The organism is Bacillus sp. GbtcB10 (genome assembly GCF_019091365.1).
GTDB classification, from domain to species: domain Bacteria; phylum Bacillota; class Bacilli; order Bacillales; family Bacillaceae; genus Bacillus; species Bacillus altitudinis.
In genome coordinates, this window is record NZ_JAGXJP010000004.1 from 271,936 (window position 1) to 296,567 (window position 24,632).

At 41.3% G+C, this 24,632-nt stretch carries 31 protein-coding genes; 18 read left to right on the forward strand and 13 right to left on the reverse strand.

What is annotated here, in order from left to right; translation table 11 throughout:
- Positions 1 to 19: 19 nt before the first annotated feature.
- Positions 20 to 346 carry a YnfA family protein gene (locus KVT11_RS16250; RefSeq protein ID WP_116307653.1) on the reverse strand — a complete coding sequence of 109 codons (327 nt, stop codon included), beginning with the start codon at positions 344 to 346 and terminating at the stop codon, positions 20 to 22.
- Between the two features lie 354 nt (positions 347 to 700).
- On the opposite strand from KVT11_RS16250, the gene KVT11_RS16255 reads away from it, so the two are divergent.
- The 6 genes from KVT11_RS16255 to KVT11_RS16280 all read left to right on the forward strand — a co-directional run bounded on the left by KVT11_RS16255 (position 701) and on the right by KVT11_RS16280 (position 4,557).
- Complete coding sequence (locus KVT11_RS16255; protein WP_008341682.1) at positions 701 to 1,267, forward strand: RNA polymerase sigma factor; 567 nt, start codon at positions 701 to 703, stop codon at positions 1,265 to 1,267.
- Entirely contained in the window at positions 1,264 to 2,022 is a 759-nt protein-coding gene (locus KVT11_RS16260; protein ID WP_048002102.1) for an anti-sigma factor, read from the forward strand. Before KVT11_RS16255 ends, KVT11_RS16260 begins: the two co-directional genes overlap by 4 nt.
- A 99-nt stretch (positions 2,023 to 2,121) precedes the next feature.
- Positions 2,122 to 2,619 carry a hypothetical protein gene (locus KVT11_RS16265; RefSeq protein ID WP_116307655.1) on the forward strand — a complete coding sequence of 166 codons (498 nt, stop codon included), beginning with the start codon at positions 2,122 to 2,124 and terminating at the stop codon, positions 2,617 to 2,619.
- Positions 2,620 to 2,708: 89 nt separating this feature from the next.
- On the forward strand, positions 2,709 to 3,716 hold the full coding sequence (locus KVT11_RS16270; RefSeq protein WP_052320912.1) for a zinc-binding alcohol dehydrogenase family protein: 1,008 nt from the start codon (positions 2,709 to 2,711) through the stop codon (positions 3,714 to 3,716).
- A 13-nt stretch (positions 3,717 to 3,729) separates the two neighbouring features.
- Positions 3,730 to 4,260 carry a YfiT family bacillithiol transferase gene (locus tag KVT11_RS16275; protein WP_017366866.1) on the forward strand — a complete coding sequence of 177 codons (531 nt, stop codon included), beginning with the start codon at positions 3,730 to 3,732 and terminating at the stop codon, positions 4,258 to 4,260.
- Between the two features lie 12 nt (positions 4,261 to 4,272).
- Complete coding sequence (locus KVT11_RS16280; protein ID WP_116307657.1) at positions 4,273 to 4,557, forward strand: hypothetical protein; 285 nt, start codon at positions 4,273 to 4,275, stop codon at positions 4,555 to 4,557.
- Positions 4,558 to 4,574: 17 nt separating this feature from the next.
- On the opposite strand, the gene KVT11_RS16285 is transcribed toward KVT11_RS16280, so the two are convergent.
- Complete coding sequence (locus KVT11_RS16285) at positions 4,575 to 5,054, reverse strand: MarR family transcriptional regulator (RefSeq protein WP_008341672.1); 480 nt, start codon at positions 5,052 to 5,054, stop codon at positions 4,575 to 4,577.
- Between the two features lie 168 nt (positions 5,055 to 5,222).
- On the opposite strand from KVT11_RS16285, the gene mprF reads away from it, so the two are divergent.
- From mprF to KVT11_RS16300, 3 genes are all read left to right on the forward strand, one after another.
- Positions 5,223 to 7,793, forward strand: a complete 2,571-nt coding sequence (gene mprF / locus KVT11_RS16290) for a bifunctional lysylphosphatidylglycerol flippase/synthetase MprF (RefSeq protein ID WP_079919260.1) — start codon at positions 5,223 to 5,225, stop codon at positions 7,791 to 7,793.
- 93 nt (positions 7,794 to 7,886) lie between these two features.
- A complete protein-coding gene (locus tag KVT11_RS16295; RefSeq protein WP_116307659.1) occupies positions 7,887 to 8,435 on the forward strand; it encodes a thioredoxin family protein in 549 nt (182 codons plus the stop codon).
- 338 nt (positions 8,436 to 8,773) lie between these two features.
- A complete protein-coding gene (locus KVT11_RS16300; protein WP_025206964.1) occupies positions 8,774 to 9,241 on the forward strand; it encodes a thiol-disulfide oxidoreductase DCC family protein in 468 nt (155 codons plus the stop codon).
- Positions 9,242 to 9,276: 35 nt separating this feature from the next.
- Here the strand turns inward: KVT11_RS16300 and KVT11_RS16305 are convergent, their stop codons facing one another.
- Complete coding sequence (locus KVT11_RS16305; RefSeq protein ID WP_008341668.1) at positions 9,277 to 10,533, reverse strand: transcriptional regulator; 1,257 nt, start codon at positions 10,531 to 10,533, stop codon at positions 9,277 to 9,279.
- Between the two features lie 270 nt (positions 10,534 to 10,803).
- Here KVT11_RS16305 and KVT11_RS16310 point away from each other — a divergent pair, with 270 nt between their 5' ends.
- Positions 10,804 to 11,391, forward strand: coding sequence for a nitroreductase family protein (locus KVT11_RS16310; RefSeq protein WP_024720283.1), 588 nt, complete (start codon positions 10,804 to 10,806; stop codon positions 11,389 to 11,391).
- A gap of 34 nt (positions 11,392 to 11,425) precedes the next feature.
- Here KVT11_RS16310 and KVT11_RS16315 read toward each other — a convergent pair whose 3' ends face one another.
- The 3 genes from KVT11_RS16315 to KVT11_RS16325 all read right to left on the reverse strand — a co-directional run bounded on the left by KVT11_RS16315 (position 11,426) and on the right by KVT11_RS16325 (position 12,702).
- Positions 11,426 to 11,581 carry a YfhD family protein gene (locus tag KVT11_RS16315; RefSeq protein ID WP_048002109.1) on the reverse strand — a complete coding sequence of 52 codons (156 nt, stop codon included), beginning with the start codon at positions 11,579 to 11,581 and terminating at the stop codon, positions 11,426 to 11,428.
- 61 nt (positions 11,582 to 11,642) lie between these two features.
- Complete coding sequence (locus tag KVT11_RS16320; protein ID WP_017358836.1) at positions 11,643 to 11,753, reverse strand: YfhE family protein; 111 nt, start codon at positions 11,751 to 11,753, stop codon at positions 11,643 to 11,645.
- Between the two features lie 52 nt (positions 11,754 to 11,805).
- Positions 11,806 to 12,702 (reverse strand): TIGR01777 family oxidoreductase, encoded by an 897-nt coding sequence (locus KVT11_RS16325; RefSeq protein WP_217609076.1) that lies wholly within the window; start codon positions 12,700 to 12,702, stop codon positions 11,806 to 11,808.
- Positions 12,703 to 12,797: 95 nt separating this feature from the next.
- On the opposite strand from KVT11_RS16325, the gene recX reads away from it, so the two are divergent.
- Positions 12,798 to 13,589, forward strand: a complete 792-nt coding sequence (gene recX / locus KVT11_RS16330) for a recombination regulator RecX (RefSeq protein ID WP_017358838.1) — start codon at positions 12,798 to 12,800, stop codon at positions 13,587 to 13,589.
- A gap of 3 nt (positions 13,590 to 13,592) precedes the next feature.
- On the forward strand, positions 13,593 to 13,907 hold the full coding sequence (locus KVT11_RS16335) for a YfhH family protein (RefSeq protein ID WP_017358839.1): 315 nt from the start codon (positions 13,593 to 13,595) through the stop codon (positions 13,905 to 13,907).
- A 227-nt stretch (positions 13,908 to 14,134) separates the two neighbouring features.
- Here the strand turns inward: KVT11_RS16335 and KVT11_RS16340 are convergent, their stop codons facing one another.
- Together KVT11_RS16340 and KVT11_RS16345 are read right to left on the reverse strand one after the other, a co-directional pair.
- The gene (locus KVT11_RS16340) at positions 14,135 to 14,308 is read right to left on the reverse strand and encodes a YpzG family protein (protein WP_003217811.1); all 174 of its coding nucleotides are present in this window, start codon (positions 14,306 to 14,308) and stop codon (positions 14,135 to 14,137) included.
- Between the two features lie 25 nt (positions 14,309 to 14,333).
- On the reverse strand, positions 14,334 to 14,483 hold the full coding sequence (locus tag KVT11_RS16345; RefSeq protein ID WP_003217849.1) for a small, acid-soluble spore protein K: 150 nt from the start codon (positions 14,481 to 14,483) through the stop codon (positions 14,334 to 14,336).
- Between the two features lie 116 nt (positions 14,484 to 14,599).
- Between KVT11_RS16345 and KVT11_RS16350 the strand changes: the two genes are divergently transcribed.
- From KVT11_RS16350 to KVT11_RS16360, 3 genes are all read left to right on the forward strand, one after another.
- Entirely contained in the window at positions 14,600 to 14,872 is a 273-nt protein-coding gene (locus KVT11_RS16350) for a YfhJ family protein (protein ID WP_017358840.1), read from the forward strand.
- Between the two features lie 301 nt (positions 14,873 to 15,173).
- Complete coding sequence (locus KVT11_RS16355; protein WP_008341983.1) at positions 15,174 to 16,157, forward strand: glycosyltransferase family 2 protein; 984 nt, start codon at positions 15,174 to 15,176, stop codon at positions 16,155 to 16,157.
- 87 nt (positions 16,158 to 16,244) lie between these two features.
- Positions 16,245 to 18,839 (forward strand): YfhO family protein, encoded by a 2,595-nt coding sequence (locus tag KVT11_RS16360; protein ID WP_210552339.1) that lies wholly within the window; start codon positions 16,245 to 16,247, stop codon positions 18,837 to 18,839.
- Positions 18,840 to 18,862: 23 nt separating this feature from the next.
- On the opposite strand, the gene KVT11_RS16365 is transcribed toward KVT11_RS16360, so the two are convergent.
- Complete coding sequence (locus KVT11_RS16365) at positions 18,863 to 19,996, reverse strand: FAD-dependent oxidoreductase (RefSeq protein WP_110487604.1); 1,134 nt, start codon at positions 19,994 to 19,996, stop codon at positions 18,863 to 18,865.
- A 206-nt stretch (positions 19,997 to 20,202) separates the two neighbouring features.
- Between KVT11_RS16365 and KVT11_RS16370 the strand changes: the two genes are divergently transcribed.
- A complete protein-coding gene (locus tag KVT11_RS16370) occupies positions 20,203 to 20,670 on the forward strand; it encodes a DinB family protein (RefSeq protein WP_025206969.1) in 468 nt (155 codons plus the stop codon).
- Between the two features lie 4 nt (positions 20,671 to 20,674).
- Here the strand turns inward: KVT11_RS16370 and KVT11_RS16375 are convergent, their stop codons facing one another.
- The 3 genes from KVT11_RS16375 to KVT11_RS16385 all read right to left on the reverse strand — a co-directional run bounded on the left by KVT11_RS16375 (position 20,675) and on the right by KVT11_RS16385 (position 22,587).
- Positions 20,675 to 21,097 (reverse strand): regulatory YrvL family protein, encoded by a 423-nt coding sequence (locus tag KVT11_RS16375; RefSeq protein ID WP_110487603.1) that lies wholly within the window; start codon positions 21,095 to 21,097, stop codon positions 20,675 to 20,677.
- Positions 21,098 to 21,164: 67 nt separating this feature from the next.
- Complete coding sequence (locus KVT11_RS16380) at positions 21,165 to 22,328, reverse strand: oxalate decarboxylase family bicupin (protein WP_017358845.1); 1,164 nt, start codon at positions 22,326 to 22,328, stop codon at positions 21,165 to 21,167.
- A 94-nt stretch (positions 22,329 to 22,422) separates the two neighbouring features.
- Entirely contained in the window at positions 22,423 to 22,587 is a 165-nt protein-coding gene (locus KVT11_RS16385; RefSeq protein WP_003217819.1) for a YvrJ family protein, read from the reverse strand.
- A gap of 166 nt (positions 22,588 to 22,753) precedes the next feature.
- Between KVT11_RS16385 and KVT11_RS16390 the strand changes: the two genes are divergently transcribed.
- Complete coding sequence (locus KVT11_RS16390) at positions 22,754 to 23,356, forward strand: sigma-70 family RNA polymerase sigma factor (RefSeq protein ID WP_116307671.1); 603 nt, start codon at positions 22,754 to 22,756, stop codon at positions 23,354 to 23,356.
- Positions 23,304 to 23,525 (forward strand): sigma-O factor regulator RsoA, encoded by a 222-nt coding sequence (gene rsoA, locus KVT11_RS16395; protein WP_034620885.1) that lies wholly within the window; start codon positions 23,304 to 23,306, stop codon positions 23,523 to 23,525. Before KVT11_RS16390 ends, rsoA begins: the two co-directional genes overlap by 53 nt.
- 18 nt (positions 23,526 to 23,543) lie before the next feature.
- On the opposite strand, the gene KVT11_RS16400 is transcribed toward rsoA, so the two are convergent.
- Entirely contained in the window at positions 23,544 to 24,524 is a 981-nt protein-coding gene (locus tag KVT11_RS16400; protein ID WP_008341965.1) for a metal-dependent hydrolase, read from the reverse strand.
- Positions 24,525 to 24,632: the final 108 nt, after the last annotated feature.

Consider the following 24,632-nt stretch of genomic DNA (forward strand, 5'->3'; position numbering starts at 1 on the left):
TGTGATCATCATCCGACCATTAACTGCGGGGGGCAAATAACATCACACTGACACCAGCTAAACAGATCAAAGCACCCATCCAGTCGTACATATCAGGGGTTTTGCGATCGACCCACCAGCCCCAAAACACAGCGAGAACGACAAAAACACCGCCATAGGCCGCATAAACCCGCCCAAAGGTCGGGAACTGCTGGAATGTAGGGATGACGCCGTAAGCGACCAAGATGAGGCTACCTGCGATTCCGTAGCTGACGGGTTTTGCTTCACGCAGCCACAGCCAGACAAGATAACCGCCGCCTATTTCATCCAGACCAGCTAATAAAAAAAGAACAATCGTTACAATCATTTTCGGACACTCCAGTTCTCCTATTTCGTTCTATTATGACATGATGAAAGGATGCGTTCTACCTGATGTAAATTGAGAGACTAATGAGAGTTTGCTAAAATCAACTGAACAGTGAATGAAACACATGCATTCTTGACTTTCCTTGAGGCGGGTGATCCAAATGGTCAATCCATCCGTTTAGTAAGTACATTCTCATGAGGAACACATTTCCTTTTTCAGCGCTCTTTTTTTCTCCTTGAAAAAAGAGTAAAGTACAAAGGAGGCTTATCTCAGCAATTTGAGTGATGAGCCATACGTGAAGATTTCATGATGAATGCATAATGCTCTTTCTCATGAAAAAGGAAGGAGATGACCATGGACACACTGAAGGATTTTGAGCTGTATCACAAGATCAAACATGATCGACACAAGCCCTCGCTTGAAATATTGTACGATCGCTATGAACGTGTGTTATATTCGTTTATTTATAAAATGACTGGAAACCGTGAGCTGGCGGAGGAAGTGCTTCAAGAAGTCTTTATCAAGCTCTGGCGCGGCATAGGAGAATATAATACAGATAAAGGGAAATTTTCCTCATGGTTATTTATGATGTCACGAAACACGGCAATCGATCTATTAAGGAAACACCGAAATGAAACAGCTCTTGAAGATGAGCATATTGAATACTTGGCAGATCATCAAGAAGATGTGTCAAAAGAAGTAGAATGGAACGAAGAAAAACAAATCATACGTGAAGCAGTATCAACATTGTCGAAAGAACAGCAAACCATCATCGAAGATGTCTATTTTAAAGGAATGACACAAAAGAGCATTGCGGAAAAACTAGGCATTCCTATTGGAACGGTGAAGGGAAGAGTTCGATTGTCATTGAAGCATTTACGAACGAAACTGTCTCGCGGAGGAAAGGAGGAAGAGGCATGACTCAGTGTAAACATCAAGTCATTGATTACTTTAACGGGCATTTACAAGGAGAAGAAAAGGCGCAGTTTGAAGAGCACATCAAACATTGCTCGGATTGCAAAGAAGAGCTTGAAGAACTGACATCGCTCATGTCTGATATTCCGTTTCTAGCAGAGGACGAAACGCCTCCGGCAGGGATGAAAGACCGCATTTTATCCAGGGTATTTGAAGAAGAGATACGAGAGACAACAATCGCTGCAACATCGAACCCGCCTCAAGATCTCAAAATGGTTCGTGATGCAAATGAGATGAAACCGCCAATGAAGAAAAAAAATCAATGGCTTTTGCCTCTCGTTGCCGCACTGCTTCTCATTTCTGCAGCTGGGAACGTTTATTTCTTAACAAATGGAACAGATCAAGCAGAAGAATCTATCAAAGTTGTTGCGACAAAATCACTGGCATCTGCCGAATCAGCAAAAACAACGGGTGCTTTTTCAGTGATTGAGCATCACGGCAAAAAAGAGCTTGTCGTGAGTGCCGACGGATTAAAAGATCAGCTTGATTCATCAGCTGTTTATCAAGTATGGCTCATTAAAGGAGATCAGCCTGTTCCGGCCGGTGCCTTTAAAACAGATAGCAAAGGGGAGGGCACCGTCACCTATGCGTTATCTGAAAAAGAAGCAAACGAATCATGGGATACTGTGGCTGTCACCCTTGAACCAAAAAAGGATAACAAGCTTCCGCAAGGCCCTGTCGTACTGAGTGCTGCATTTTAAGCTTGATTCATGAAGGATGCCTTTTTCAGGGCATCCTTTTTTGATAGGCAGAAGGAACCTTATGACAAATGAGACGTACTACATATAGAGGTGAGACACATGCAGCGATACATAGAAAAACAACTATTTCTCTTATCAGCTAGACACGCATTTACCGCATTTTATTTTTTGGTGATCCCATTCATTATAAAAGACCTTTTTGAATCAACTCCTTTATTTATGGTCATGATCGCTCTTTTTATCATTCATCATCTAGTGACAAGTATCGTATGGTTTTATAAATCGAGAAACATTCGAAAGCGCCAATCAGGTGACCTAACCAAACGGGGACATCTCGTTGTCCAGATCGTGCAGAGGCTCGAACAGCTCATGATGCTCGGTTTTGTGATGTTATTGATCAGTGGATGGATGCAGGGAGACATTGTAACGCTATCATTCACAATTTTTCTGTTCATCGTCGTTTTCTTTCAGCACATTCAGTTTTATTATGTTCAGTACTTCTTTAAATCGAGCGGCTGGTTCACCTATGTCCTCTCTTTACAAAAGGCTCGACCTTCTTACATCGTGAGGGAACGAAGGGCTTTGAAGAACTCCTAAATGTGCAATCGCTTGCTGACTGATCCATCAGCATCAGAAATGTATGATAAAATGTGGAAAAGAAGCATGGAGAAAGGGAGTGCGAGCGAGTGAAAGCAGTTGGACTATTTGAGTATTTGCCAATTGAGCATGAACAAAGCTTGATCGATCAGGAGGTGGCAAAGCCCAAAGCAGCTGGCAGGGATATTTTGGTGAAAGTAGAGGCTGTGTCGGTGAATCCAGTGGATACAAAGGTGAGGTCACCGAAGAATCAGAAAGAAGAAGAACTGAAAATTCTTGGCTACGATGCAAGCGGTACGGTGGTGGAAGTGGGCGAAGCGTGTACGTTGTTTCAGCCGGGTGACCACGTCTATTACGCAGGAGATATCACGCGACAAGGCTCAAATAGTGAATACCAGCTTGTGGATGAGAGAATTGTGGCGAAAAAGCCTGCAAATCTCTCTTTTGCCGAAGCAGCTGCCATGCCTCTTACAACAATTACGGCATATGAAGCGCTATTCGACCGAATGCATATGAAGCGGAATGCAGAAGGCTCGACCTTGCTGATCATCGGTGGAGCAGGCGGAGTGGGCTCTATCGCCATTCAACTCGCCAAATTAGCGAAAGCGACTGTGATCGCCACTGCTTCAAGACCTGAAACAAATGAATGGTGTCTCTCATTAGGGGCTGATCATATCATTGACCATCACCAGCCGCTCTTAGCGCAGCTTCAGGAAAAAGGGATTGGCGAAGTGGATTACATTTTATGCTTAAATGATACAGATGGCCATTTCAAAGGGATGGCAGAAGCGATTAAACCTCAAGGGACGATCTGTACCATTGTTGAAAATCAGCAGCATTTAGACATTCAATTACTCAAAAATAAAAGTGCTGCATTTGTATGGGAATTCATGTTCACACGGCCGATGTACAAAACATCGGATATGATGAAGCAGCACGAGCTTTTAAAAGAAGCGAGTACATTATTTGAAGAGAAGAAGTTAAAACATACATTAACAAAGGTGCTTAGCCCCATCAATGCCGCCAATTTGAAGCAGGCACATCAAACACTTGAGCAAGGGAAGATGATAGGTAAATTTGTTCTAGAAGGATTTTAAGGAGGGGCAGCAAATGACGACGTCATTACAATATCCGATTGGCTTATATGAACGGGTGGACCAACAAACGAAAAAGCAGCTGGAGGCATGGATTGATGAGCTGGCACTCATTCCTCAAAAGTATGAAGAGGCAGTTGTTCCATTGACAGATGATCAGCTGGATACCCCATACCGGCCAGGTGGATGGACCGTTCGTCAGCTCATTCACCACGTAGCCGACAGCCATCTGAACGCCTACTTGCGATTTAAACTTGCGCTGACAGAAGAAACACCGCACATACGTCCATATGATCAGGAAGCATTTGCTTCACTTCCTGACAGTAAGGCGTCTATCAGTCTATCGCTGCCGTTAATCAGCAGTCTGCATCGCCGATGGGTCACATTACTTCGCGAGATGACAGAGGAAGATTTCAACGCTGCATATTACCATCCAGCCGATCAACAAACGGTGTCCTTATATGATGCAACAGGAATGTACGTCTGGCATTCACAGCATCATCTTGCCCATATCACGGAATTAATCAAAAGAAATCAGTGGAAGTAAAGGAGTTAACACATGTCTAGTAGAAGAATTGTCGGCGCTATGTTTATCTGCACGGCGGCATTGTTTTATATAGCAAAATTCGTTTTGTTTGAGATTCGTTATGGTGGAAATGTAGGCGCAGAAAGAACGATCGAGGAACTGAAAGATATACTCCCAGGCGGTACGTGGATCAGCATCATTTTTCTCATTATCGGTTTAGGTTATCTCCTGTGGGATGACCGGGAAGTCATTCGTCAATATCTTTTCACCCCAGATAAACAAGAAAAAGAAGAAATAAAAAAGACGGACCTCAAGTGACCGTCTTTTTTCCTTTTTTAGCCACGTTCGGGACGAAGTGCTTTTTCTAAAATCGCTAGACCTTCATTGACTTTTTCTTTTTCCTCGTCATTGAGCCGTTGCAGGGAATTTTTAATTTTTTCATGCCCTTTTTGATAAATACTTCTGAAAATATTTTTCGCTTCCTCTGTCAATTCTACGACAATGATTCGACGATCACGCTCAGAATGCTTTCGTTCCACAAAGTTCGATTGTTCTAACCGATCAAGCAGCCCTGTCATATTGGACAAAGAAGCCCCCATTTTTTCAGCAATTTCGGACACTTTAAGAGAGCCATGGTTATTGAGCAGCATGAGCACCTTCATTTGAGGCATACTCATATCCAGCTTCATCCATTCAGAAACATCTCCAAGTCCTGCAGCAGTGAGCACTTTCATATACAGCACCCATGTCTTTTTTTCCTCAGGAGATAGGATTTCCTCTTTTAGTACGGTGGTGTCATGAATATTATATTCCACGCTTGTTCACTTCCTTTAAGCGGCTCTTTTCTTTATATTACTGATTTTTACTTCTAATTGAAAGTATCATGAAGCTTTTGAATGTTAAACTGCATGAATTAAGTGGTATTTGTTGTATAATAATGGTCAGTTGAAATTAATGAAGCAACTTAGAAAGTTGGGAAAAACATGTGGAACAAAAAAACGGGTATGACGATCTTAAAAATGCTTTTTCCGATCGTGATCATCCTTGTCTTAATTTTTGTCGCCAAGCAGGAGCTGAGCGGCCTTTCCATTAAAAAGACGTTTTATATTATTGACAGCTTGAATCGAATGGACTTGTTTATTCTTGTCTTTCTTGGACTTGTCGCTGTTTTGTCCATGTCCTTATATGATTTTATTTTAAGAAAAAGCCTTGATATGCCCATCAGCGGCTGGAAAACGATCCGAATTTCTTGGATCGCCAACTCCTTTAACAGTGTACTTGGATTCGGTGGTTTATCAGGAGCAGGGCTTAGAACGCTTCTATACAAGGAATACATAACAGATACGAAAAAACTGCTGAAAGGCATTGCGCTTTTAACATCCTCTGTTCTGCTAGGCTTATCTATTTTCAGTGATTTGATTTTAGTTAGGGTCCTGCCTGTTGAAAGTATTATTAGTCAGGAGCCGTGGTTATGGGCATTTGTCATTATTTTTGCTTGTATTGTGCCCATTTACATCATCATGGCGTCCATTCGAAAAAGCTCGATTGAGAGCGGTGAAAACGGACTGAAGCACCCGATCTATGCTTATATTGGTGCATCGTTTTTAGAGTGGCTGGCAGCTGGTCTTGTCATGTACATGGCTGTTGTCTCTATGGGGATGAACGTTGATGTCCGTATTGTATTAGGCGTCTTTGCGATTGCGTCAATCGGCGGTTTAATCAGTATGGTTCCGGGCGGATTCGGTTCGTTTGATCTGATCTTTTTACTCAGTATGCAATACATTGGGTTTGATAAAGAGATGGTACTGACAGCGCTTGTCTTGTACCGCTTCGTTTACTCCATTTTCCCGTTTATTCTTGGACTTTGTCTAGCGGCATACGATTTAACTGGAACAACACTCAGGCGTCTTGAAGGCAATCCGAGAATGGCGCCTGCTATTGAAACAACAAACGTCTTAATTGTGTTGCACCGTGCTCTGCTTATCCGTTTATTGTACGGATCTTTGTCCATTTTAACGTTTGGAAGCGGTTTGCTCATTATGGCTTCCGTTGTGCTTCCTGTTGATCGTTTAGGTGTGATTACAACCATTCCACGCTTTTTGTTATCAGGATTTAATGGTCTTTCTTTAATGTTCGGGATCATTTTAATGATTTTGTCCATTGAAGTGTATAAAAGAACAAAACGGTCTTATCTATTGACAATGATTGCCCTAGCAGGCGGCTTTGTGTTTACTTTACTAAAAGGGTTTAACCTGAGTTTGATCTTTATATTGCCGGTCATCATGGTGGTATTTTTCTCGCTTCGAAATCAATTTGTGAAGCAGCAGGCGCCTTATTCTTTGAATCAGTTTGTGGCCGCCGCCGCCGGATATTTACTCGTGTTGTTTAACTATAATGTCATTGGGAACTTCATTTGGATGAAAATTGGTCATTTCTTAAGCAAGGACTATTTGGTTCATAATGAACGGCATATCACGATGACCAGTATGATTGCTTTAATTGGCGTCCCTCTTTTCTTTTTCATTAGCAAATTGATTTTTAATAAAAAAGCAGTTCCAATCGGCGAAGAAGCAGATGAAGAAAAATTAAAAACTTTTCTCGAAGAAAAGGGAGGAAATGCTCTTAGTCATCTAGGTTTTTTGGGAGACAAAAAACTGTTTTTCTCAAGTGATGGAGAGGCGATGCTTCAGTTTGGCCGGATTGGCCGCTGCGTTATTGTGCTTGGAGATCCTTCTGGGCGTAGAGCCTCTTATCCGCTTGTACTGGAAGAATTTTTGGAGCAGACAGAAAAAGCAGGCTATCGTGTCGCTTTTTATCAAGTAGAACGTGAAGGAATGGCGCTTTATCATGACCTAGGTTTTCACTTCTTTAAGCTTGGGGAAGAAGCCATGGTCGATTTAGAAACGTTCTCTTTGTCAGGAAAGAAAAAATCAAACTTACGGGCTGTCGCAAATAAATTTGAACGAGAAGGCTATACGTTTGAAATGCTGGAGCCGCCCTTTTCAGAGGAATTGATCTCAACCTTAAAACAAATCTCTGACAGCTGGCTGGGCAAGAAAAAAGAAAAAGGATTTTCATTAGGCTATTTCCATGAAGACTACATTCAAAAAGCACCGATTGCGATTTTAAAGGATGAACAAGGACAGATCATATCTTTTGTGTCCTTAATGCCGATGTATCAAAAAGGAGAGATATCCATCGACCTCATGCGTCATATGCATGATGCACCGAACGGGATGATGGATGCACTCTTTATCCACCTTTTTCAATGGGCGAAAGAAAAAGGCTACACATCCTTTAACATGGGAATGGCGCCATTATCGAATGTAGGCACGTTCCACCAGTCCTTTCTGACAGAACGTTTGGCGAGTGTCATCTTCAATAACGTCAGATATATGTATAGTTTCAGCGGCTTACGGTCGTTTAAACAGAAATATAAACCAGAATGGCGCGGAAAATATTTAGCGTATAAAAAGAATACATCACTGCCTGTCACAATGGTGCTCGTCACTAAGCTGATAGGAATGGACCCAAATCGAAAACGGCGTCCATAAGTCCAAAGAACCTTTACCTTTCACTAGGTGAAGGTTTTTTTAGACAAAAGAATAGCAAAAGTGGTAAAGTTGAAGGGTAAGGGGGATGTTCACATGACACTAAATGAATGGTTTACAAAGGGATTAGCTGAACGTACATATGTACACAACATGGAGAAAAACCGTGAAAACTTACTCACGGTGTACAACCAGTACGCAATTCATCAAAAGGAAAAAGAGCTGCTTCAAAAACTTCAAAAGAAAAAGCTCAGAGCGCTTGTGATCACGGCAGATTGGTGCGGTGATGCGATGGTCAATGTACCTATTTTCATGCGTATTGCAAATGAAGCACTGATTGATGCGCGCTATTTCATTCGGGACGAGCACCTAGACCTGATGGATCAGTATTTAACGAACGGGACCGCAAGATCGATTCCGATTATCGTCATTATTGATCAGGACGGGAAAGAAGTGGGGAAATGGGGACCTCGCTCAGCAGAAGCTCAGTGCTTTGTCGACGAGAAAAAGCCGGATAAAGATGCACCTGATTTTGAGGAGGCATTTAAAGTGTTTGCGAAAGAAGCCGCACATCACTATACGACAGATCGTTACTTATGGAAAGATATTGAGAAAGAAATAGTAGAAGTTTTGGCAAAAATATAAACCAAAAGACTACTTCGCCGCAATGGGAAGTAGTCTTTTTTTATCTTGTTTTTGCGTTTCACCTACAAAACACCGCATAAAGATGTAGAAAAACCGCAGAATTCTATCAAATACCGCAGAAAACCGCAAAGCATCACGATTTTCCCAACCACTTTTAGTTGAAAAACCTCATATATGCCATGAAATCAGCTATTTTGCCCTTATCTAAAGGCTCATATAACGCACGTCGGATGGCTTTTTCCCAATACAAGAGGCCCAGCAACTATAGTAATCTAGTTGTAATCTCCTTTGAACGAACTAAAAAAAATAAATGAAGGAAAAGGGCTGGCGATCAATTTATGAAAAAAATCATCTATCTCGATCAAGAAAAAAAGAAGCTCGCTGAATCAAAGAAAAGAGAACAGCGTTCCATCAAATCACTCAGACTGCTTGTGTTTTATGACGGACAAAGTCCTTCATGTGCAAAAGCAATTGACCTGTTGAAATCACTCGATTGGAAAAACCGAATTCACTTTGAATCATTTAGAAACTCACAGCTGCTGAGACTGAATAAAATTAGTGAAGAGAAGGCAGAGAAACGAATCGTGTCTATTTACTTAGCGAAAAATCAAAAAAACTCAGGGATTTATACGTGGCTGAGAATGGCTTGTCATATCCCTGCATTATGGGGAACGGTCCCATTCATTGTACTCAGCATTTGGCTTGGCTTTGGGCAGCATGCTTACGATTATTTTGCGAGAAAACGGTACATTCATTCTGTCGAACAAGTCACCCGTCCCGATACAGATCAACAAAAGACCATCTAATCATAGAAAAAGCATGACCTTCGATCGGCAGAAGGTCATGCTTTTTTATAATACGGGATATATGATGCTAAGTGATCAAGCAGCTTCGTTGTGTAAGACATATATGCACGCTTATCAAGCTCAGAAGCCGCATAGGAAAGCAAGGTTCTAAGAGCAAACAAGTACTCATTGTGGAGCTGATTGTGTTCAAAGTAAGGAATCGCTGCTTCTACTAAATAAGTTTTCAAATCATGAGGATTCTCTTCAATCATCAATTTATAGATTTTAATCATATATAAACAGTTTGGTTGAATACGAGGCTGTTTGAGCAGCTCGTGTATGTATGGAAGCGCCTTTTTGCGATCATATTCCGCATACAATGTCGCGATTTCATAAAGCGTTTCACAGTAACGATCTTCTATCTGTTCTTGATTAAAATAATTGAGTGAATCTAGTAAATAAGGCACAGCGGATGAGAAATCGCCTTGGCGTTTTAAGAGAACCCCGTAATAAAAATAAGCTGTCATCTTAATATAAGCATCAGGGTGAAGCGATGTGTGTAAAATCACTTCTTTTAAATATCTTTTAGCTGTTTGAAAGGCCTTTAATTCCAGTGAGATGACCCCATGAATGAGTGTACAATGAATGACCCGCTTGAAATTATTTTTTTGTCTATACAAATCCATTGCTTGATGTGTGGCCTCAAGCGCATCACCGAGATGCCCCATGGCTCCAAGTGCTTTTGCATAGTGATAATACAGGTCGCTCTGTTCAACAGAAGCGTAAGAAAAGCAGCTTTCAAGTCTTTTCAATCCTTCTTCGAGCTGACCGATTTTAATCTGGTGGATGCCATCTAGATATTCAAACGTTTCTTTTTCTGTGTCAATAAAGGTTTTTTCAAACTTCTTAAGCACGCGGTGCGTTTTTAAGGCAAGCTGCTGTTTTTCTGTTAATAAATAAAATTGAAATAAGGACAAATGATACTGAATCCCTAAATCTAGCGAAAAGAACTGTTCCTCGTGATGAATGATCATTTCTGCATTTTGCTCTGCTTGATCGAGCGCATAGAAATACATGTTCATCTGAAACTCATCGAGTAATGACAACAGATGACGCGCCTTTTGCGACAGCGTTTCTTGACTAATTCCAAGCCGTTCAAGCAAAAGATTGATCGTATCTTGATTGGCCTCTTTTGAGCCATTTTCAATTTTACTTAAATGAGAGACAGAACAAATTCCTTCTGCCAACTCCGATTGGGTCATATTTTGTTTATAACGATAGAGTTTGATGATTTGCCCAATATTGATTTTCATTCCATCCAGAAGCCTCCCTTCCAATCATGGGTTGAAAGCTTTTTGAAAAAATAGCCGCATGAGACAAAGTGGAAATACCTGAAATCATTTCATCATCTTGGCTTTTTTCTCAAAATTTGTTTAAAACGTAATATGATTGTAACATTACTTGAAAAAGGCAAACAACTTTTTAGCAGAGAGGTGAGGTCTTATTTGCAAACAGCACATGATCATGTTTATAATGTGAATGAGAATCAATTTCAATTAAGGTTGATTGAAAGGATGACATATATGCCAGAAACAAAACAACAAACAGAAGCGTTAACGGTTCGAGACGCTGTCAGATATAGACGATCGATTCGAAAATTCAAAGAAACGCCGGTGAGCATTGAACAGCTTCAGCCATTATTAGAGGACGCAGTCTATGCACCCAATCATAAAATCACGGAACCTTGGCGTTTTTTATATGCAGTGACGGATGAAGCGAAAGAGGTATTTGTTGAGCGGTTTATTGCTTTCTTTAAACGCAACAATCCAGACGCAAAAGAAGAAAAGATTAATCAGTACAGAGATTATTTTTCTAAAGTACCAGCACTTTTACTTGTTGTTCTAAAAGAAGACGAAAATCCAGTTGTGAGAAATGATGATTTTGCCGCTGTGAGTGCGCTCATTCAAAACTTCCAGCTGCTGGCTTGGGATCAAGGAATCGGTATGGTATGGAAGAGCGGCCGTATCTTATACGACAAAGGGTTTCAACAGGATATGGGATTAAAGGAAAACGAACGCTTTGCCGCGATTCTTCACATCGGTTATCCAGAAGAGGTGCCTGAGGAAAAGTCACGTCAGAAGGCATCAAGCCTGCTAACTGAAATCAAATAAAAACAGACCTTTTGATAAGGTCTGTTTTTTTTACTTATTGTTTTTTGGCACGCTGATCGGCTGCTTTCATACGTGCCATCGCTTTTACGTCATTCGGATCTGCAAGTTCTTTGGAAAATTCAACATATTCGCCATCCGTCTCTTGTGCCGCAAGCTGCTGGTTGGATTTTTTGAGTTGGTCTTTTTTCAAAGCTTTTCCCTCCTTTACAAGATCACTTTAGTTATGTGCTTGTAAAAGAGGAATATCCGCTTTATTTGTTTCTTTTTTCTGCTGCTCTTTCCGCTTTTTTGAATTCCTGCTGATACAGAACTTCCTGGGTTTTCTTCAGTTTTGAAGTCGGCTGGTGTTCTTTTTTCTTCATCAAAATCGCCCCCTCATCTCATTTTTAATAGGATGGGTGTTTTTGACAACATTTATTCCTCTGAATGCAAAATCGCTTCTTTTAGCTCAGGGTGTAAAAATTCATAAGAAGACAGCAGTGCCTTTTTCGGCAGGGCGCGCTGGCCTTCTAATACAAGCAATGACATGTCGCCAAGTGCGGTTTTGATGACAAAGGACGGCACCTTCAGCCAGTGAGGGCGATGAAGGACAGATGCAATGGTTTGCCCCAGCTGCTTCATCTGAGCAGGATTTGGAGACGTGACATTGAGTGGACCTGATATGTGATCATGTAGAATGGCATACGCAATGAGATGTGCTACATCCTCCACGTGAACCCAAGATACCCATTGCGAGCCAGAGCCAATTGTTCCACCGGCAAACAGCTTGTATGGCAAGGTCATAAGAGGAAGTGTGCCTTTTTCTCCTAATACCACCCCAAAGCGTGTATAAACCGTGCGAATACCAAGCGCCTCAATTTTTTGCCCTTCAGCTTCCCAAAGCTTTGACGTATGACTTAAAAAGTCTGTATCGGCTGGTGGGGCCTCCTCCGTAAAATCCTCTGTCTTGGAAGTGCCATAGATACCGACAGCACTTGCTTGAATGAGCACAGATGGTTTCGATTCCTGCGCTTCTATGATGCGTCTTACTTCTTGCGTTGATTGAAGACGACTGGAGAGAATGCCTTTTTTTGCTTTGTCCGTCCAGCGTGTGAAAATGGATTTTCCAGCAAGGTTAATCCATACATCAATCGCAGGCAATTCATGTTCAGGCTTAGCACCTTCTGTCAGCCACTGCACATAGTGTAAATGATTTTGTTCGGATTCCTTTGGATTTCTTGTTAAAATATATAGATGATGTCCTTCAGCTGCGAGCACCTTTGTGACATGCTGGCCGATAAACCCGGTTCCTCCGGTAATGGCGATATTCAATTGACATCTTCTCCTCTCATATACATACCTATATCTTTCACGATTTTGAATCAGAAGAAACATCCTGACTGTTTGAAAAAAGGAGTGATCACAGGATGCCCTATATTACGAAAATCTCTGCTCAGAAAAACAATACAGAACGCGTGAACATCTTTCTTGATGAAAAGTACGCTTTTAGCGTTGATCTAGATGTGCTCGTCCAGCATGATTTGAAAAAGGGAAAAGAGCTGGACGAAGCCGATATCATAGAGATTCAATTCGGTGATGCAGTAAAAAAAGGATTTCAGCAGGCCGTCGATTATTTATCGTATCGGATGAGATCAGTGAAAGAAGTCACCGATTATTTGACGAAAAAAGACATACCAGCACCTGCTATTAGTGAAATTATACACAAATTAAAACATTATAAGTATGTAAATGATCTTGAATTTGCAGAAGCGTATGTAAGCACCCACCGAAAAACGAATAGCAAAGGCCCGTCAGTGCTAAAAAAAGAATTAAAGCTGAAAGGCATAGACGATGACACCATCGAACAAGCACTATCGCAATATCCGAATGATTTGCAGCTAGAGGAAGCAGTGAAACAAGTGCTAAAGCTGGTTAAGAAAGAGAAAAACCGGTCCGCAAAAGAAATTGAACAGCGTATCAAATTGCAGCTTCAGCGAAAAGGATTTTCATTTGATATCATTGATAAAGCCCTTCAAGAAGCCTATGATGGACAAGAAGAGGAAAAGGAAGAAGAAGCCCTTCACTATATGCTTGAGAAGGCAAAACGCAAGGTAGGTTATGACGGATCATTTGAGAAAAAAATGAAAGTGAAGCAATTCCTTTACCGAAAAGGATTTGATCTTGATACAATTGATCACGTTTTAGACAAAGGGGAATGACAGATGGAAAAACGCTATAGTGAAATGACAGAATACGAATTAAAGCAGGAGATTGCCGCTCTTTCTGAAAAAGCAAGAAAAGCTGAGCAGCTAGGCATTGTGAATGAATATGCCGTGTTGGAGCGGAAAATTGACATGGCGAAAGCCTATTTATTAGATCCAGCTGCTATTCAGACCAAAACGACTTATCACATCAAAGATACAGACGAGCTGTTTTATGTGGAGTATTTAAATGGTGTTTTTGCTTGGGGCTACAGAGTATCAGCGCCAAATAAAGAAGATGCCCTGCCGATTTCAATGCTTACGCAAAAGGACTGATCCCTAGAGATCAGTCCTTCAGCGTGTAGACAAACCCTCGCATTCTTTGTCAGTCCTGCGTGCTGGTGCTCACGAATGTGAAATTCGCTCCGCGCCAGTACTCGTCCTTCCTAGGGCTGCAAAGGTTTTCTATCACGCTGAAAAGAAGACAAAGGGCTAAAATCGAGTTCATTTTAGCCCTTTGTCAACAATCTGAAGGACTGATCGTTAGAGATCAGTCCTTTTCTTTACTTCGAACGTTGTTTACGGACGTTGTTCTGAAGTACGATGTCGTGCTGCGTTTGCTGCGTTTCTCCGTTGACCTGAGAGGCAGAATGTTTAGCATTCGCCCATGGTTGAGGGTAAGCGGTTGTTCTTAATTGAACAAAGTCTTCCATATACGATTTCCCATTTGAACTCATATCTCAAGCACTCCCTTTGGAAAAATTAGCGTTTCCCTGATGCCCTCATACGTTCCTGTGGACGTGTATTCGTCTCACCGTTCGGCCTTTTAGACGCATAAGCATCTGTGGCCCCTGGTTCGCCTTCAAACTTGTGATTCACTTGATTTGGAAAGCCCTTTGCTTTATTACGCATACTGATTCCCTCCAAACAATACAAATCATTTGCGTCTTTTGAAGACGTAAGGGTAGTATATGAAAAAAGAGATTTTTTTAAAAAGGCACTTTCTGCTAGATGAAGGAGGAACCAGTATGGAACAATATTTTGAGCGATTAACCGAACAACTAATGGAAAAAAACAATATGCTCACATATGAAGAAGCACGTACATGGGTAGAGCTCCTTTGGAGTGATTTTGAAACAACCTATGCAAAGGCTGGCCGCAAATATAAAGGACAGGAAACGACTGAACGGATTGTCCAAGAATGGATCGAAAGCTATGGTGCTCAGCTGCATTTATTTCAAAATAAACAATCGAAGGCAAATGAGCATTTGCAACAAAACAACAAAGGGCTACTGCATTAAAAGGGTTGCCCTTTTCACTTCTACTCATCTTTTTCAATAAACAGGAAAATATATAAATAACTAAACAATTTTATGAAACAATACCCAGTCTGTGATCAAAATTACAGGCTTTTTACAATGGATAAACTTAAAATTACATTAAATTCATGTTGGTGAAAATCACTGGAAATAAAACTCTGATATAATGTAACGATTAAGGATACATGAAATTTATGGATAATAAAAAAGGGTTTCGTTTTCTGACAAAAAAGGAATAATGAACATAACAGACTATGTGAAAAAAGTGAAGAGAAGGTGCGATATGGAACGGGAACTGCTCTCTGTTATAATTCCTTCTTACAATGAAGGTGAAAACATCAGACGAATCTTTGAGGCACTCGAGGAAGAGTTTCGCGATTTTCATTATGACTTTGAAATCATCTTTGTGAATGATGGAAGCAAAGACAATACGCTTCAATACATGAGAGAGCTCTCTCACAAAAGTGCAAAAGTCAAATACATTTCCTTTTCTCGTAACTTTGGGAAAGAAGCTGCAATTTTAGCAGGTCTTGAGCATGCAAAAGGGGAAGCTGCGATCATTATGGACGCCGACTTACAGCACCCAACGTATTTGATTCAGGATTTTGTTAGAGGCTACGAAGAAGGTTATCATCAAGTCATTGCCAAACGAAACCGTAAAGGGGACAGCAAGCTTCGTTCTTACCTATCATCGATGTATTATAAAGTGATGAACAAGGTGGTCGAAGTGGACTTGCGTGATGGGGTAGGAGATTTCCGCTTAATTTCCCGTCAAGCGATCGACGCATTGCTTCAGCTAAAAGAGGGAAATCGTTTTTCAAAAGGCCTTTTTTGCTGGATTGGCTTTGAAGAAAAGGTCATCTATTATGAAAATGTGGAAAGACAGCACGGTGATACAAAATGGTCACTGAAGAAATTATTTAACTACGGGATTGATGGTGTCATTTCCTTTAACAACCGCCCGCTGCGTATTTGTTTTTATACGGGTATTTTGATCTTATTTCTCTCTTTGATTTACATCGTGGCGACCTTTATTCAAATCGTCAGAACGGGCATCATGGTACCGGGTTATTTCACTTTAATCTCAGCTGTGCTTTTCCTCGGTGGTGTCCAGCTCTTGAGTCTAGGTGTGATCGGAGAATACATTGGCCGGATTTACTATGAAACGAAAAAGAGGCCGCATTACTTAATTCAAGAATCAAATGTCATGGAACAAGAGACAAGCTCAAAAGAACAAGACCGAGTGTTAACGCAGTTATTTAAATAACGTGGAGTCAAATAACCGGCAAGCACGAATCGCTTGCTGGGTTGTTTTGTTTCAATGAACAGTGGATCTTTTGGAGAAAGGATTTAGATGATGAAACGTAGATGGATACTCATTGGAATGTGCCTCATTCTTGCTTTATTAGGCCACTCCTTTTTCTTATATGAATATACGCAAGGCCGATATATGACGGGAGATGGGGATGGCATTTCGCAAATGCTCCCGTTTAAAAAGCTGCTGTATGACGAATACATCAAAGGAAACTTCTTTTATTCCTATCAATTTGGCCTAGGCGGCGGTACATATACGCAATTAGGTTATTATTTTACAACGTCGATGGTCTTTATGGTCACAGTCGCTGTTGTCTGGCTATTAAATGCGCTTCACCTTATACAGTCAACAGACATTCACTTTTGGGCAAATGCAGTTATCTGGCTGAGTGTGATCAAGCTGACAGTCATTCTGTTCATCGCATATCGTGTGCTCCTTTCGATTGTGCAGCATAGGCTGGGGGCGCTGACAGGTGCCGGTATTTACGGACTGTCTATTGTGTACTTTCGGCATCAAACGTTTTGGGAGTTTTTCACCGACAGCATGATGTGGCTTCCGCTGCTTGTGCTTGGGGTTGAACGTATTTTCAAAACAGGCAAGCCAGCATGGTTTATTGCGGCTTGCAGTCTCATGCTGATCAATAACTTTTACTTTGCTTACATTCACTTTATCTTTTTAGCCATTTATCTCGTCTTCAGATATATGATTAAGCTTCAAAGCGAGGAGCGAGGCTGGAAGGTGTTCTGGACCCTTGCGATCTCTACGTTGTTATCGTTTGGGATCAGTGCTGCCTTTTTTATCCCGTCTGTTTACGGCTTTCTCAATAATGTAAGACCGCCGTATGAACAGGCAATTCCTTGGTTCGAGCTGCATGATCATCTGCTGTTTACAAGCAGGGTGTATTTATTGCCGGTCATCTTTCTGATTTGTCTGTTTCTCGTTCCGCTATACCGGAACAGATGGTTTTTCATGTTCACATCGATCAGTGTTCTGCTGATCATTTTTCACTACAGTCCAAAGATGGCGAGCGTGTTTAATGGTTTTTCTGCACCGCAGTACAGATTTGAATACATTCTTGCTTTTACAGTCGGAGCAGTCGTAGCCATCACCATCAAGCATTTCTCGCAAATGGAGTGGAAGTGGAAAAAACGTGCGGTTTTAGGCGCTTGGATTGTATTCCTTCTCGCAGTCGCCCTTTCAGAACGAGCAAAGGGAAATATGGATGTTGTTGTATTTACCGGAATAGGACTACTTGTGATCAGCTTGTTCTTCCTCTCGATACATGCGGGGAAACGTCTGCACCTTCGTCTCTTTTCAGCTGTGCTCATCGTTGTGAGCTTACTGACAGCAGGCGTGTATCAGCAGGGCTACTTATTTGAAAGAAGCAATATTAAGAGCGTATCAGATACGTATCTGAATAGTGAGGCGTATGCTGGACATGAGCAAATGAAGCTCATTCAGCAGATTCAAAGCCGCTCAAAAGAAGATCCGCTTGCCCGGATTGATTGGATGAACGGCGTGCGCAACAACACCCCGTTATTTGAAGGCTTTCAAGGCATGAGTGCGTATTCAAGTATATTGAATCAGCATCTGCTCCATTTCTACTGGAATGACCTGCAAATTGATATGGGACGGGAAAGTGTCAGCCGGTATGCAACAATGGGGGACAGGGCGAATTTATACAGTCTGACCTACGGGAAGTATTATATGAGAGACAAATCGATGTCTTTCTCACCGCCGGTTTATTTTAAGCCAATATTGGAAAGCGAACATTATGAAGTGTATGAAAATACACGTCCGCTCCCATTTGCAAGAACAACGAGTACCGTCTATTCAGAAAAGTCACTAGAGCATGCGTCAGCACTTGATAAAGAACATGCGATGTTGCAAGGTGTGATCTTAAACAAAAAAGGAAATGCTGAAATCGACCAATCGGCTGATCGAATAAAGGATACAAACATTCATACTGAACAAGCGGTATACGAAAATGGCGTGCTTGATGTATACGGAAAAACGGGCGGGCTGAATATCACCCTTCCAGATGATATCGCTCGCGTGGGGGATGTGTATGTGAGCTTTTATGTGAAGCGGACCGACCGTAACGAAGGGTTTCAGTTATCTGTGGATGACTACGTCACATCACGCAAAAGCAATACGTCTATCTACAAAACAGGCGTTAATGACGTGACGATCCGAGTCCCTGCGGAAAAAATCCTTTCCATACGAGTGCCAAAAGGGACGTATGAGCTGAGTCAATTAAAGCTGTATCATGAGCCTTACCGCACCCTTGCGCGGGCATATGAAAAAGAAAAACAGGATGATGGCAGCCAGCAGGTGAAACTTAAAAATAACCGCTTTACGATTTCTTATGAGAACAAGCGCGGCGATGATTATATGATTCTGCCTGTTCCATATGAAAAAGGCTGGGAGCTCACGGTGAACGGCCATCAAACCGATATTGAACAAGCCAATTATGCGTTTATCGGTTTTCCAATAGAAAAAGGCAAAAACGAGATCGTGCTAACCTACTATCCGCCTTATATCAGAATTCTCGCATTGATTTCACTCGTCAGTTTGATCGTTGCGATTTTATATGCACGGAGAAAAAACAAGAAACACCACTTTTCATCATAAGTGGTGTTTTTTTATCTTTCATCTCATACGTAAGTTTCTTCATCCCATTCAATCGTGTATTCGTTCATTTTTTTATCAATATCGTTTTGAATACTCATGTGCTGAAATAGCGCATTCAATTCTTCTGTCCTCTTTCTTCGATCCTTTTCATAATAATAGAACGCATCTCGATAATCATGATCCCTTAGCATCTTTGCTATGAGCATGGCATCTTCTAGACTATACGATGCTCCTTGACCAACAAAAGGGTTCGCCGTATGTACCGCATCACCTACAAGAACAACACGTCCTTTTGACCACACAGGAAAATCCTTTATTTCATAGATACTTCTTGGAAAGAACATGTTTGTATGATCGATGATGTCAGAAAGGTGTTTAGGAATGTTCCAATGTTCCATTTGTTTATATAATAACTGTCGGATGGTTTCTTGATTGGCTTTCTCAAAATGTTTTGTAGGTAACTTCTCAGGACACTGAGAGAAAGCTTGCCATAAAATATTCATTTTATTTGTTGGATGCGCTTTCCCAAAAATGAATTGAAAGTTTCCGTCATTGTAAAAATAACTTGTTGCCTCATCCAATACAAAATCCTTCACAAACGATACTCCTTGTAGTCCCCAAAAACCGCTATAGTCTAATTTAGCATTAAACGCAATAGCCTCTCTTGTTTTAGAAAAAGTTCCATCTGCTCCTATTACGATATCACCTGTTATCACAGTTTCATCTTCAAAAAGAGCCTGAACGGAATGAGGCTGCTGTTTGATCGAGGTTAACTTTTTGTTGTATTTCACTTCTATTCCTTGGCGGTGAACTTCTTTTAAAAGTGATTTGATGATTTGGTCTCTCATGACGTTCAGTAAAGGGGCATCATAATATTTTTCACTATAATTGTGAAAGATCGCTTCTATTTCATTTTCACTGTTTATTTGCTGGATCTTCTTTATCACTGTTGCATTTGCTATCACTTCATTTTTACACCCGATTCCATCCAAAATCTTTACCCCATTCGGAGATAGTAAAAAACCTGCTCCTGTTTCTAATTCTTCATCTGACCTGCTTTCATAAATCGTACTTTCCATTCCAGCCTTTTTTAAAAATAAAGCAGTAGCCAATCCTGCTACACCACTGCCGATAATGATCACATTTTGAGATTTCATCATTTTTCCTCCCTTTTTATAAACAGACCGGTCGGTTTATTTTGGCGCAAAAAAATAAGCTTTTTCATATAGGACAGCGTATCACAATTCCCCCTTTTCATTTGGTAATTAAAGTATATGATAATATGTTATAAATGATTTAGCAAGAATGAAACTAACCAATTTCTGATCAACTTCTTTTAAAAACATGAAGGGGATAACAAAACATGAACAAAGACACCGTGATAAAACACTATGAACACACCCTTGAATGGGTACAGTCACTAACGGAAGTAACAGAAGAAGAATGGCGTAGCGCCATCGCTGATGGAAAGTGGAGCATTGCTGAGATCATCGCACATTTCGTTCCATGGGATGAATTTATTTTACACGATCGCCTAAAGGAATTTTGGAACAATAAAGCGTTACCTCAGGCACCTGATGTGCATGAAATGAATCAGCAGTCAGCCGAAAGAGCAAGAAAGGAAGAGAGAAGCGAGACGATCGGGCGATTTATTGCTGTTAGAACAAAATTGCTTCAAGAAATGAAGAAAATCGAAGCATCTCGCTGGGCTACACCCTTTCTGATCGGTCAAACCGAGCTGACGTTATCAAGTTATTTTCAAGGTTTGATTAAACATGATCTCCATCATATGGAGCAGGTCAAACAAGCGCTCTCTACAGAAAGACGATAGCGCCTCACGAAGCTTCCTTATCAAACGAAAACGACGCATAATCAAACAAAAAATGAAATAGCCAAAGACTTAGCGCAAAGAGAATTTCTTCAGAAGTAGTCAGCAAAATGCCGTCAACCAATTCATCTGATAAGTAGACAGCACCCCAAATAAACAAAAGGTGAAATAAAACGGTATAGAAAACGATGGATCGTTTTTTGGACCGACACTTACGAAGAAACCGCATGAGCACGTGTTCCAGATGTTCAAAAGAGATCCCGAGTACGACGTAGATGCCCATAAACAGTAGCAGCGATAAAACCGATTGGTAAAAAGCACCGGTCAAATGAAAGAACAGCACACAAAACAACAAAAATATGTAACAGATAACTGATATCGCCATCAGCCATTTCAGCCCTTGCCATAAAGCGTGAACAGATTGCTGCATGGGTAAACAACACTCCTTTACATGAAGATACCTGCAAAAAGGACAGCCTTTTTGCAGGAAGGTAGAATTAATCCTCTTTTTTAGGTGCAGCGATGACAGGATGTTTTTCAGTATCAAGCAATTTCAAGAATTCTTCACCTTGATCTAAATGATCCAAAACAAGCTGTTTCGGTGTGACCGCAAGCCACTGATTGAGTGAGATATCTGCATAATGATCACTCTTGAAGATTTCTAAGAAATAAAGCGGTTCGTCACCTGTATTTTCTACATAATGCCCCATCGCAAATGGCACATAGCCAACGTCTCCCGCCTGATAGTTGAAGGTTCTCGCATGTCCATCAGAAGCAAAGACCGTCATTCGTGCCTTTCCAGAAATGAAATATTGCCATTCATCCGTATTTGGATGCCAGTGCAGCTCACGAATGGCACCTGGATCAACTTTCACAAGAGCGGATGCAATCGTTTTAGACGCTTTGAAATTGGTAGAGTCCGCAATCCACACTTGTCCACCGCTTGACGTTATCGGCTCTTGCTTTAACAATTCATATTTAAAAGAATTTGGGACTTCCCCTTGCTCTGTTTGCACCTTGTCACATTCAAGGGAACCAGGAATTCCTTTTTGGAAAATATACTTCTCTTTCTCTGGTAGCTTCTTAAATTGCTCCTTTGTCATTCCAAAGTTTTGGAGAACGACTTCCTCTGGGGTATGGGCAAGCCAATCAGTCACTTGGAACGTACTATTTTCAGAGAAAGATCCATCATCAAACACAAGCAAGAATTCAGCTCCCGGTTCAAGTGCTTGGATAGAGTGCGGCAAGCCAGAAGGGAAGTACCACAAATCACCCTCTGTCACATCCTCTGTAAAATTGCGCCCCTCTGCATCAACCGATGTAATTCGTGCTTCCCCATAAATCATGTACGCCCATTCCGCTTCCTTATGCCAGTGCAGCTCGCGAATCGCACCAGGCTTTAGCCGCATGTTCACAGAGGCAAGACTTTTAGAAATTGGCAGTTCACGCACCGTGACTTCTCTTGCATAACCACCTTTTTCTAAACGGTTGTGCGTATCAGAAAAAGAATATTTCATGTTGGGAACCGTTCCATGATCGGTTTCTGGTGGCGTGAGCATATCTGGGTTTTGTCTGTCTCGCTCGAGATTACGTGGAATTTTGACCGTTGCTCCTTTTTCTCCTCGAATCGGCTGTGGTACCCCATTTTGCTTTTCACTCATGTTAAAATCCCCTTTCAACATCGTATTGTGTGAGGTGACAAAAGGCCTTTCATTTCGCCCTCGCTTTCATAAGGTGAAACGAATCAAGAAGATGTCAATCTGATTCATCATTTTTTTGAACAGCGACCAATCGTTGGATGAGTTTACTTAATTCATCAAACTTTCGTTCAAAACGTGTCAGCAAATAAACCGTCAAAATGGCAGGAAAGCCAGCCTGACCGAGCTGCTTCAACCATTCCTCCGAAAAAAAGGTCTCCATTTGTCTCACCTCCCAGCGGATGCTCGTCTTCTCTATAAGTGGTATGAAAGAAGAAATAGGAAATTAAAGGGGGAGAAAATGAACCATTAGACCCGTTTCACAAAGTTTACTTTTTTTAACTTTTGTCCACTTAATGCAAGTAGAGAGAACAAAGGGGAGGATGCACATGGATTATCGGCTGTTATTGAAAGCAAAATGGAAAGAAATCATTGATCACCCGCTCATTCAGCAGTTTTTAAGCAATCCTAAAAACCAGCAGCTGCTCCGGCAAGTCATGGAAGAGCCAAACGAAGAAAATGCGAAAAAACTAGATTCCGAGTTCAAGCAGTTTTATCAAAAAATCCGCATCATCAAGTATATTTCCACAATGATCCGCATCTTTTCAGTCGACTTTGACAAACGAGTGAAAAAAAAGCAGCAGCGTTTTCCGCTCATACTTGATCATCCTGATACGCAAGAAGTGAAAGACCCTGTTCAAACCGATACGTATGAAGCCGTGCTCTTCAACCAGCAAGACTTAGGAGAGCACCTGCAAGATCAAAGATTGTACAAGGCCTACCAGCAGCTCACAGACAAACAAAAAATGGTCTTAACCCATATTTATGTTGAAGGTCAAACAATGAAAGAAATAGCCGACCGGCTAGGCGAAACGAGACAAAACATCTCAAACATCCACAAAAAAGCGCTCAACAAACTAAAAGAAGAAACAGGGGGAGATGTCCGTGAACGAAGAAAAAATGACCAATGGAGAAATGGAAGAACTCATTGAAACCTTCACACCCATGATCAAAAAGAAACTACAAAACACGGCATATCAAGAAAGAGAAGACCTCGAACAAGAACTCTACATCAAACTCATCGAAAAAGTAGACTGGCTGATTTACCAAGAGGGACCTGGCTTTTGGGAGTTTATTGTGGAATATATGACGAAGTTGTAAGCACAAAAAAAGACTCGCTCACACAGAGCCGAGTCTTAATTTTTTTTGCAGTTTTTCTTCACTGAAAATCCAGCCGGTATAGGAGTTTTTGATTTGGTGGTCCATGTCGATATGGCAGATCGCGACAAAAGGATAATGACCTTTGCTGCGGTAGCGCAAATCAATGAACCGTACCTCATAATGATCCTTGTATTTATCCACTTCCCACCGGTAGACAGGGGAGAAGGAGAGAAAGGCTGAAATGTTTTCGTCTTGCTTGGCAATTTTCATAATCTCTGTATCAGGGACCGGCACACGGTTAAAGGTGTCTAAAATGATGATCTCACCATTCATACTGCGTCCAACATGGAAAGAGGATTTACATTTCACGGCAATGCGCCATTGTCTGAACTTCATTGTAGGCGAAATAATAATGTCTTCAATTTCATCGAATCGTGCACGCAGCTGACGTTTAATCTGAAGCTGCATGATGACCCTGACGATATAATAACAGAAAATCACGGCATACAGCGTAATAAACGTATAGCCGGGATGCCCGCCAATCGCCCAAACGACAATGGCGACAAGATGGGTAAAAAAGATAAACGGATCAAACGTGTTAATGATCCCAAGCGCTACCCATTTCTTTGAAAATGGACGAATGGCCTGTGTGCCGTATGCATTGAATATATCGACAAACACATGAAGCACGACGGCTAATAGTGTCCATAACCAAAGGTGAAGTAAATTCGCCCCCGGCACAAATGGGAAAATCACAGCAGGAATTAGCAATGACCAAAACAGTACAGCCGGAATGGAATGAGTAAATCCCCGGTGATTTCTTATATAAACTGCATTATTTTTTAGTTTTAGCACAGTATCAATGTCTGGTGCTTGGGAGCCGGCGATGGTCGCGATCATCACGGCGTGTGCCATGTGTGGATCTGCGCTGACGGCTGGATCTAAAAGCGCAAGTCCCCCAAGAGAAATGCCCATTACTACATGAGTACCAGTGTCCAATTGATTACCTCCTAGTTGTCATGCTTAGGAACAATCATACAAAGTATACGTTTCTCATCAAGACTATGTGCAAAATCACTTTTGCTTTATCCCGATTTAATGTAACAT

What these genes read in the sequence shown, in the direction of transcription:
- KVT11_RS16390 (WP_116307671.1), top strand. Translation starts at nt 22,754, where the DNA reads ATGGATTATCGGCTGTTATTGAAAGCAAAATGGAAAGAAATCATTGAT.
- KVT11_RS16385 (WP_003217819.1), bottom strand. Translation starts at nt 22,587, where the DNA reads ATGGAGACCTTTTTTTCGGAGGAATGGTTGAAGCAGCTCGGTCAGGCT.
- KVT11_RS16375 (WP_110487603.1), bottom strand. Translation starts at nt 21,097, where the DNA reads ATGCAGCAATCTGTTCACGCTTTATGGCAAGGGCTGAAATGGCTGATG.
- KVT11_RS16300 (WP_025206964.1), top strand. Translation starts at nt 8,774, where the DNA reads ATGAAAAAAATCATCTATCTCGATCAAGAAAAAAAGAAGCTCGCTGAA.
- mprF (WP_079919260.1), top strand. Translation starts at nt 5,223, where the DNA reads ATGTGGAACAAAAAAACGGGTATGACGATCTTAAAAATGCTTTTTCCG.
- KVT11_RS16360 (WP_210552339.1), top strand. Translation starts at nt 16,245, where the DNA reads ATGATGAAACGTAGATGGATACTCATTGGAATGTGCCTCATTCTTGCT.
- KVT11_RS16260 (WP_048002102.1), top strand. Translation starts at nt 1,264, where the DNA reads ATGACTCAGTGTAAACATCAAGTCATTGATTACTTTAACGGGCATTTA.
- rsoA (WP_034620885.1), top strand. Translation starts at nt 23,304, where the DNA reads ATGTCCGTGAACGAAGAAAAAATGACCAATGGAGAAATGGAAGAACTC.
- KVT11_RS16335 (WP_017358839.1), top strand. Translation starts at nt 13,593, where the DNA reads ATGGAAAAACGCTATAGTGAAATGACAGAATACGAATTAAAGCAGGAG.
- KVT11_RS16345 (WP_003217849.1), bottom strand. Translation starts at nt 14,483, where the DNA reads ATGCGTAATAAAGCAAAGGGCTTTCCAAATCAAGTGAATCACAAGTTT.
- KVT11_RS16320 (WP_017358836.1), bottom strand. Translation starts at nt 11,753, where the DNA reads ATGAAGAAAAAAGAACACCAGCCGACTTCAAAACTGAAGAAAACCCAG.
- KVT11_RS16350 (WP_017358840.1), top strand. Translation starts at nt 14,600, where the DNA reads ATGGAACAATATTTTGAGCGATTAACCGAACAACTAATGGAAAAAAAC.
- KVT11_RS16305 (WP_008341668.1), bottom strand. Translation starts at nt 10,533, where the DNA reads ATGAAAATCAATATTGGGCAAATCATCAAACTCTATCGTTATAAACAA.
- KVT11_RS16340 (WP_003217811.1), bottom strand. Translation starts at nt 14,308, where the DNA reads ATGAGTTCAAATGGGAAATCGTATATGGAAGACTTTGTTCAATTAAGA.
- KVT11_RS16370 (WP_025206969.1), top strand. Translation starts at nt 20,203, where the DNA reads ATGAACAAAGACACCGTGATAAAACACTATGAACACACCCTTGAATGG.
- KVT11_RS16295 (WP_116307659.1), top strand. Translation starts at nt 7,887, where the DNA reads ATGACACTAAATGAATGGTTTACAAAGGGATTAGCTGAACGTACATAT.
- KVT11_RS16365 (WP_110487604.1), bottom strand. Translation starts at nt 19,996, where the DNA reads ATGAAATCTCAAAATGTGATCATTATCGGCAGTGGTGTAGCAGGATTG.
- KVT11_RS16255 (WP_008341682.1), top strand. Translation starts at nt 701, where the DNA reads ATGGACACACTGAAGGATTTTGAGCTGTATCACAAGATCAAACATGAT.
- KVT11_RS16250 (WP_116307653.1), bottom strand. Translation starts at nt 346, where the DNA reads ATGATTGTAACGATTGTTCTTTTTTTATTAGCTGGTCTGGATGAAATA.
- KVT11_RS16265 (WP_116307655.1), top strand. Translation starts at nt 2,122, where the DNA reads ATGCAGCGATACATAGAAAAACAACTATTTCTCTTATCAGCTAGACAC.
- recX (WP_017358838.1), top strand. Translation starts at nt 12,798, where the DNA reads ATGCCCTATATTACGAAAATCTCTGCTCAGAAAAACAATACAGAACGC.
- KVT11_RS16310 (WP_024720283.1), top strand. Translation starts at nt 10,804, where the DNA reads ATGCCAGAAACAAAACAACAAACAGAAGCGTTAACGGTTCGAGACGCT.
- KVT11_RS16280 (WP_116307657.1), top strand. Translation starts at nt 4,273, where the DNA reads ATGTCTAGTAGAAGAATTGTCGGCGCTATGTTTATCTGCACGGCGGCA.
- KVT11_RS16275 (WP_017366866.1), top strand. Translation starts at nt 3,730, where the DNA reads ATGACGACGTCATTACAATATCCGATTGGCTTATATGAACGGGTGGAC.
- KVT11_RS16355 (WP_008341983.1), top strand. Translation starts at nt 15,174, where the DNA reads ATGGAACGGGAACTGCTCTCTGTTATAATTCCTTCTTACAATGAAGGT.
- KVT11_RS16380 (WP_017358845.1), bottom strand. Translation starts at nt 22,328, where the DNA reads ATGAGTGAAAAGCAAAATGGGGTACCACAGCCGATTCGAGGAGAAAAA.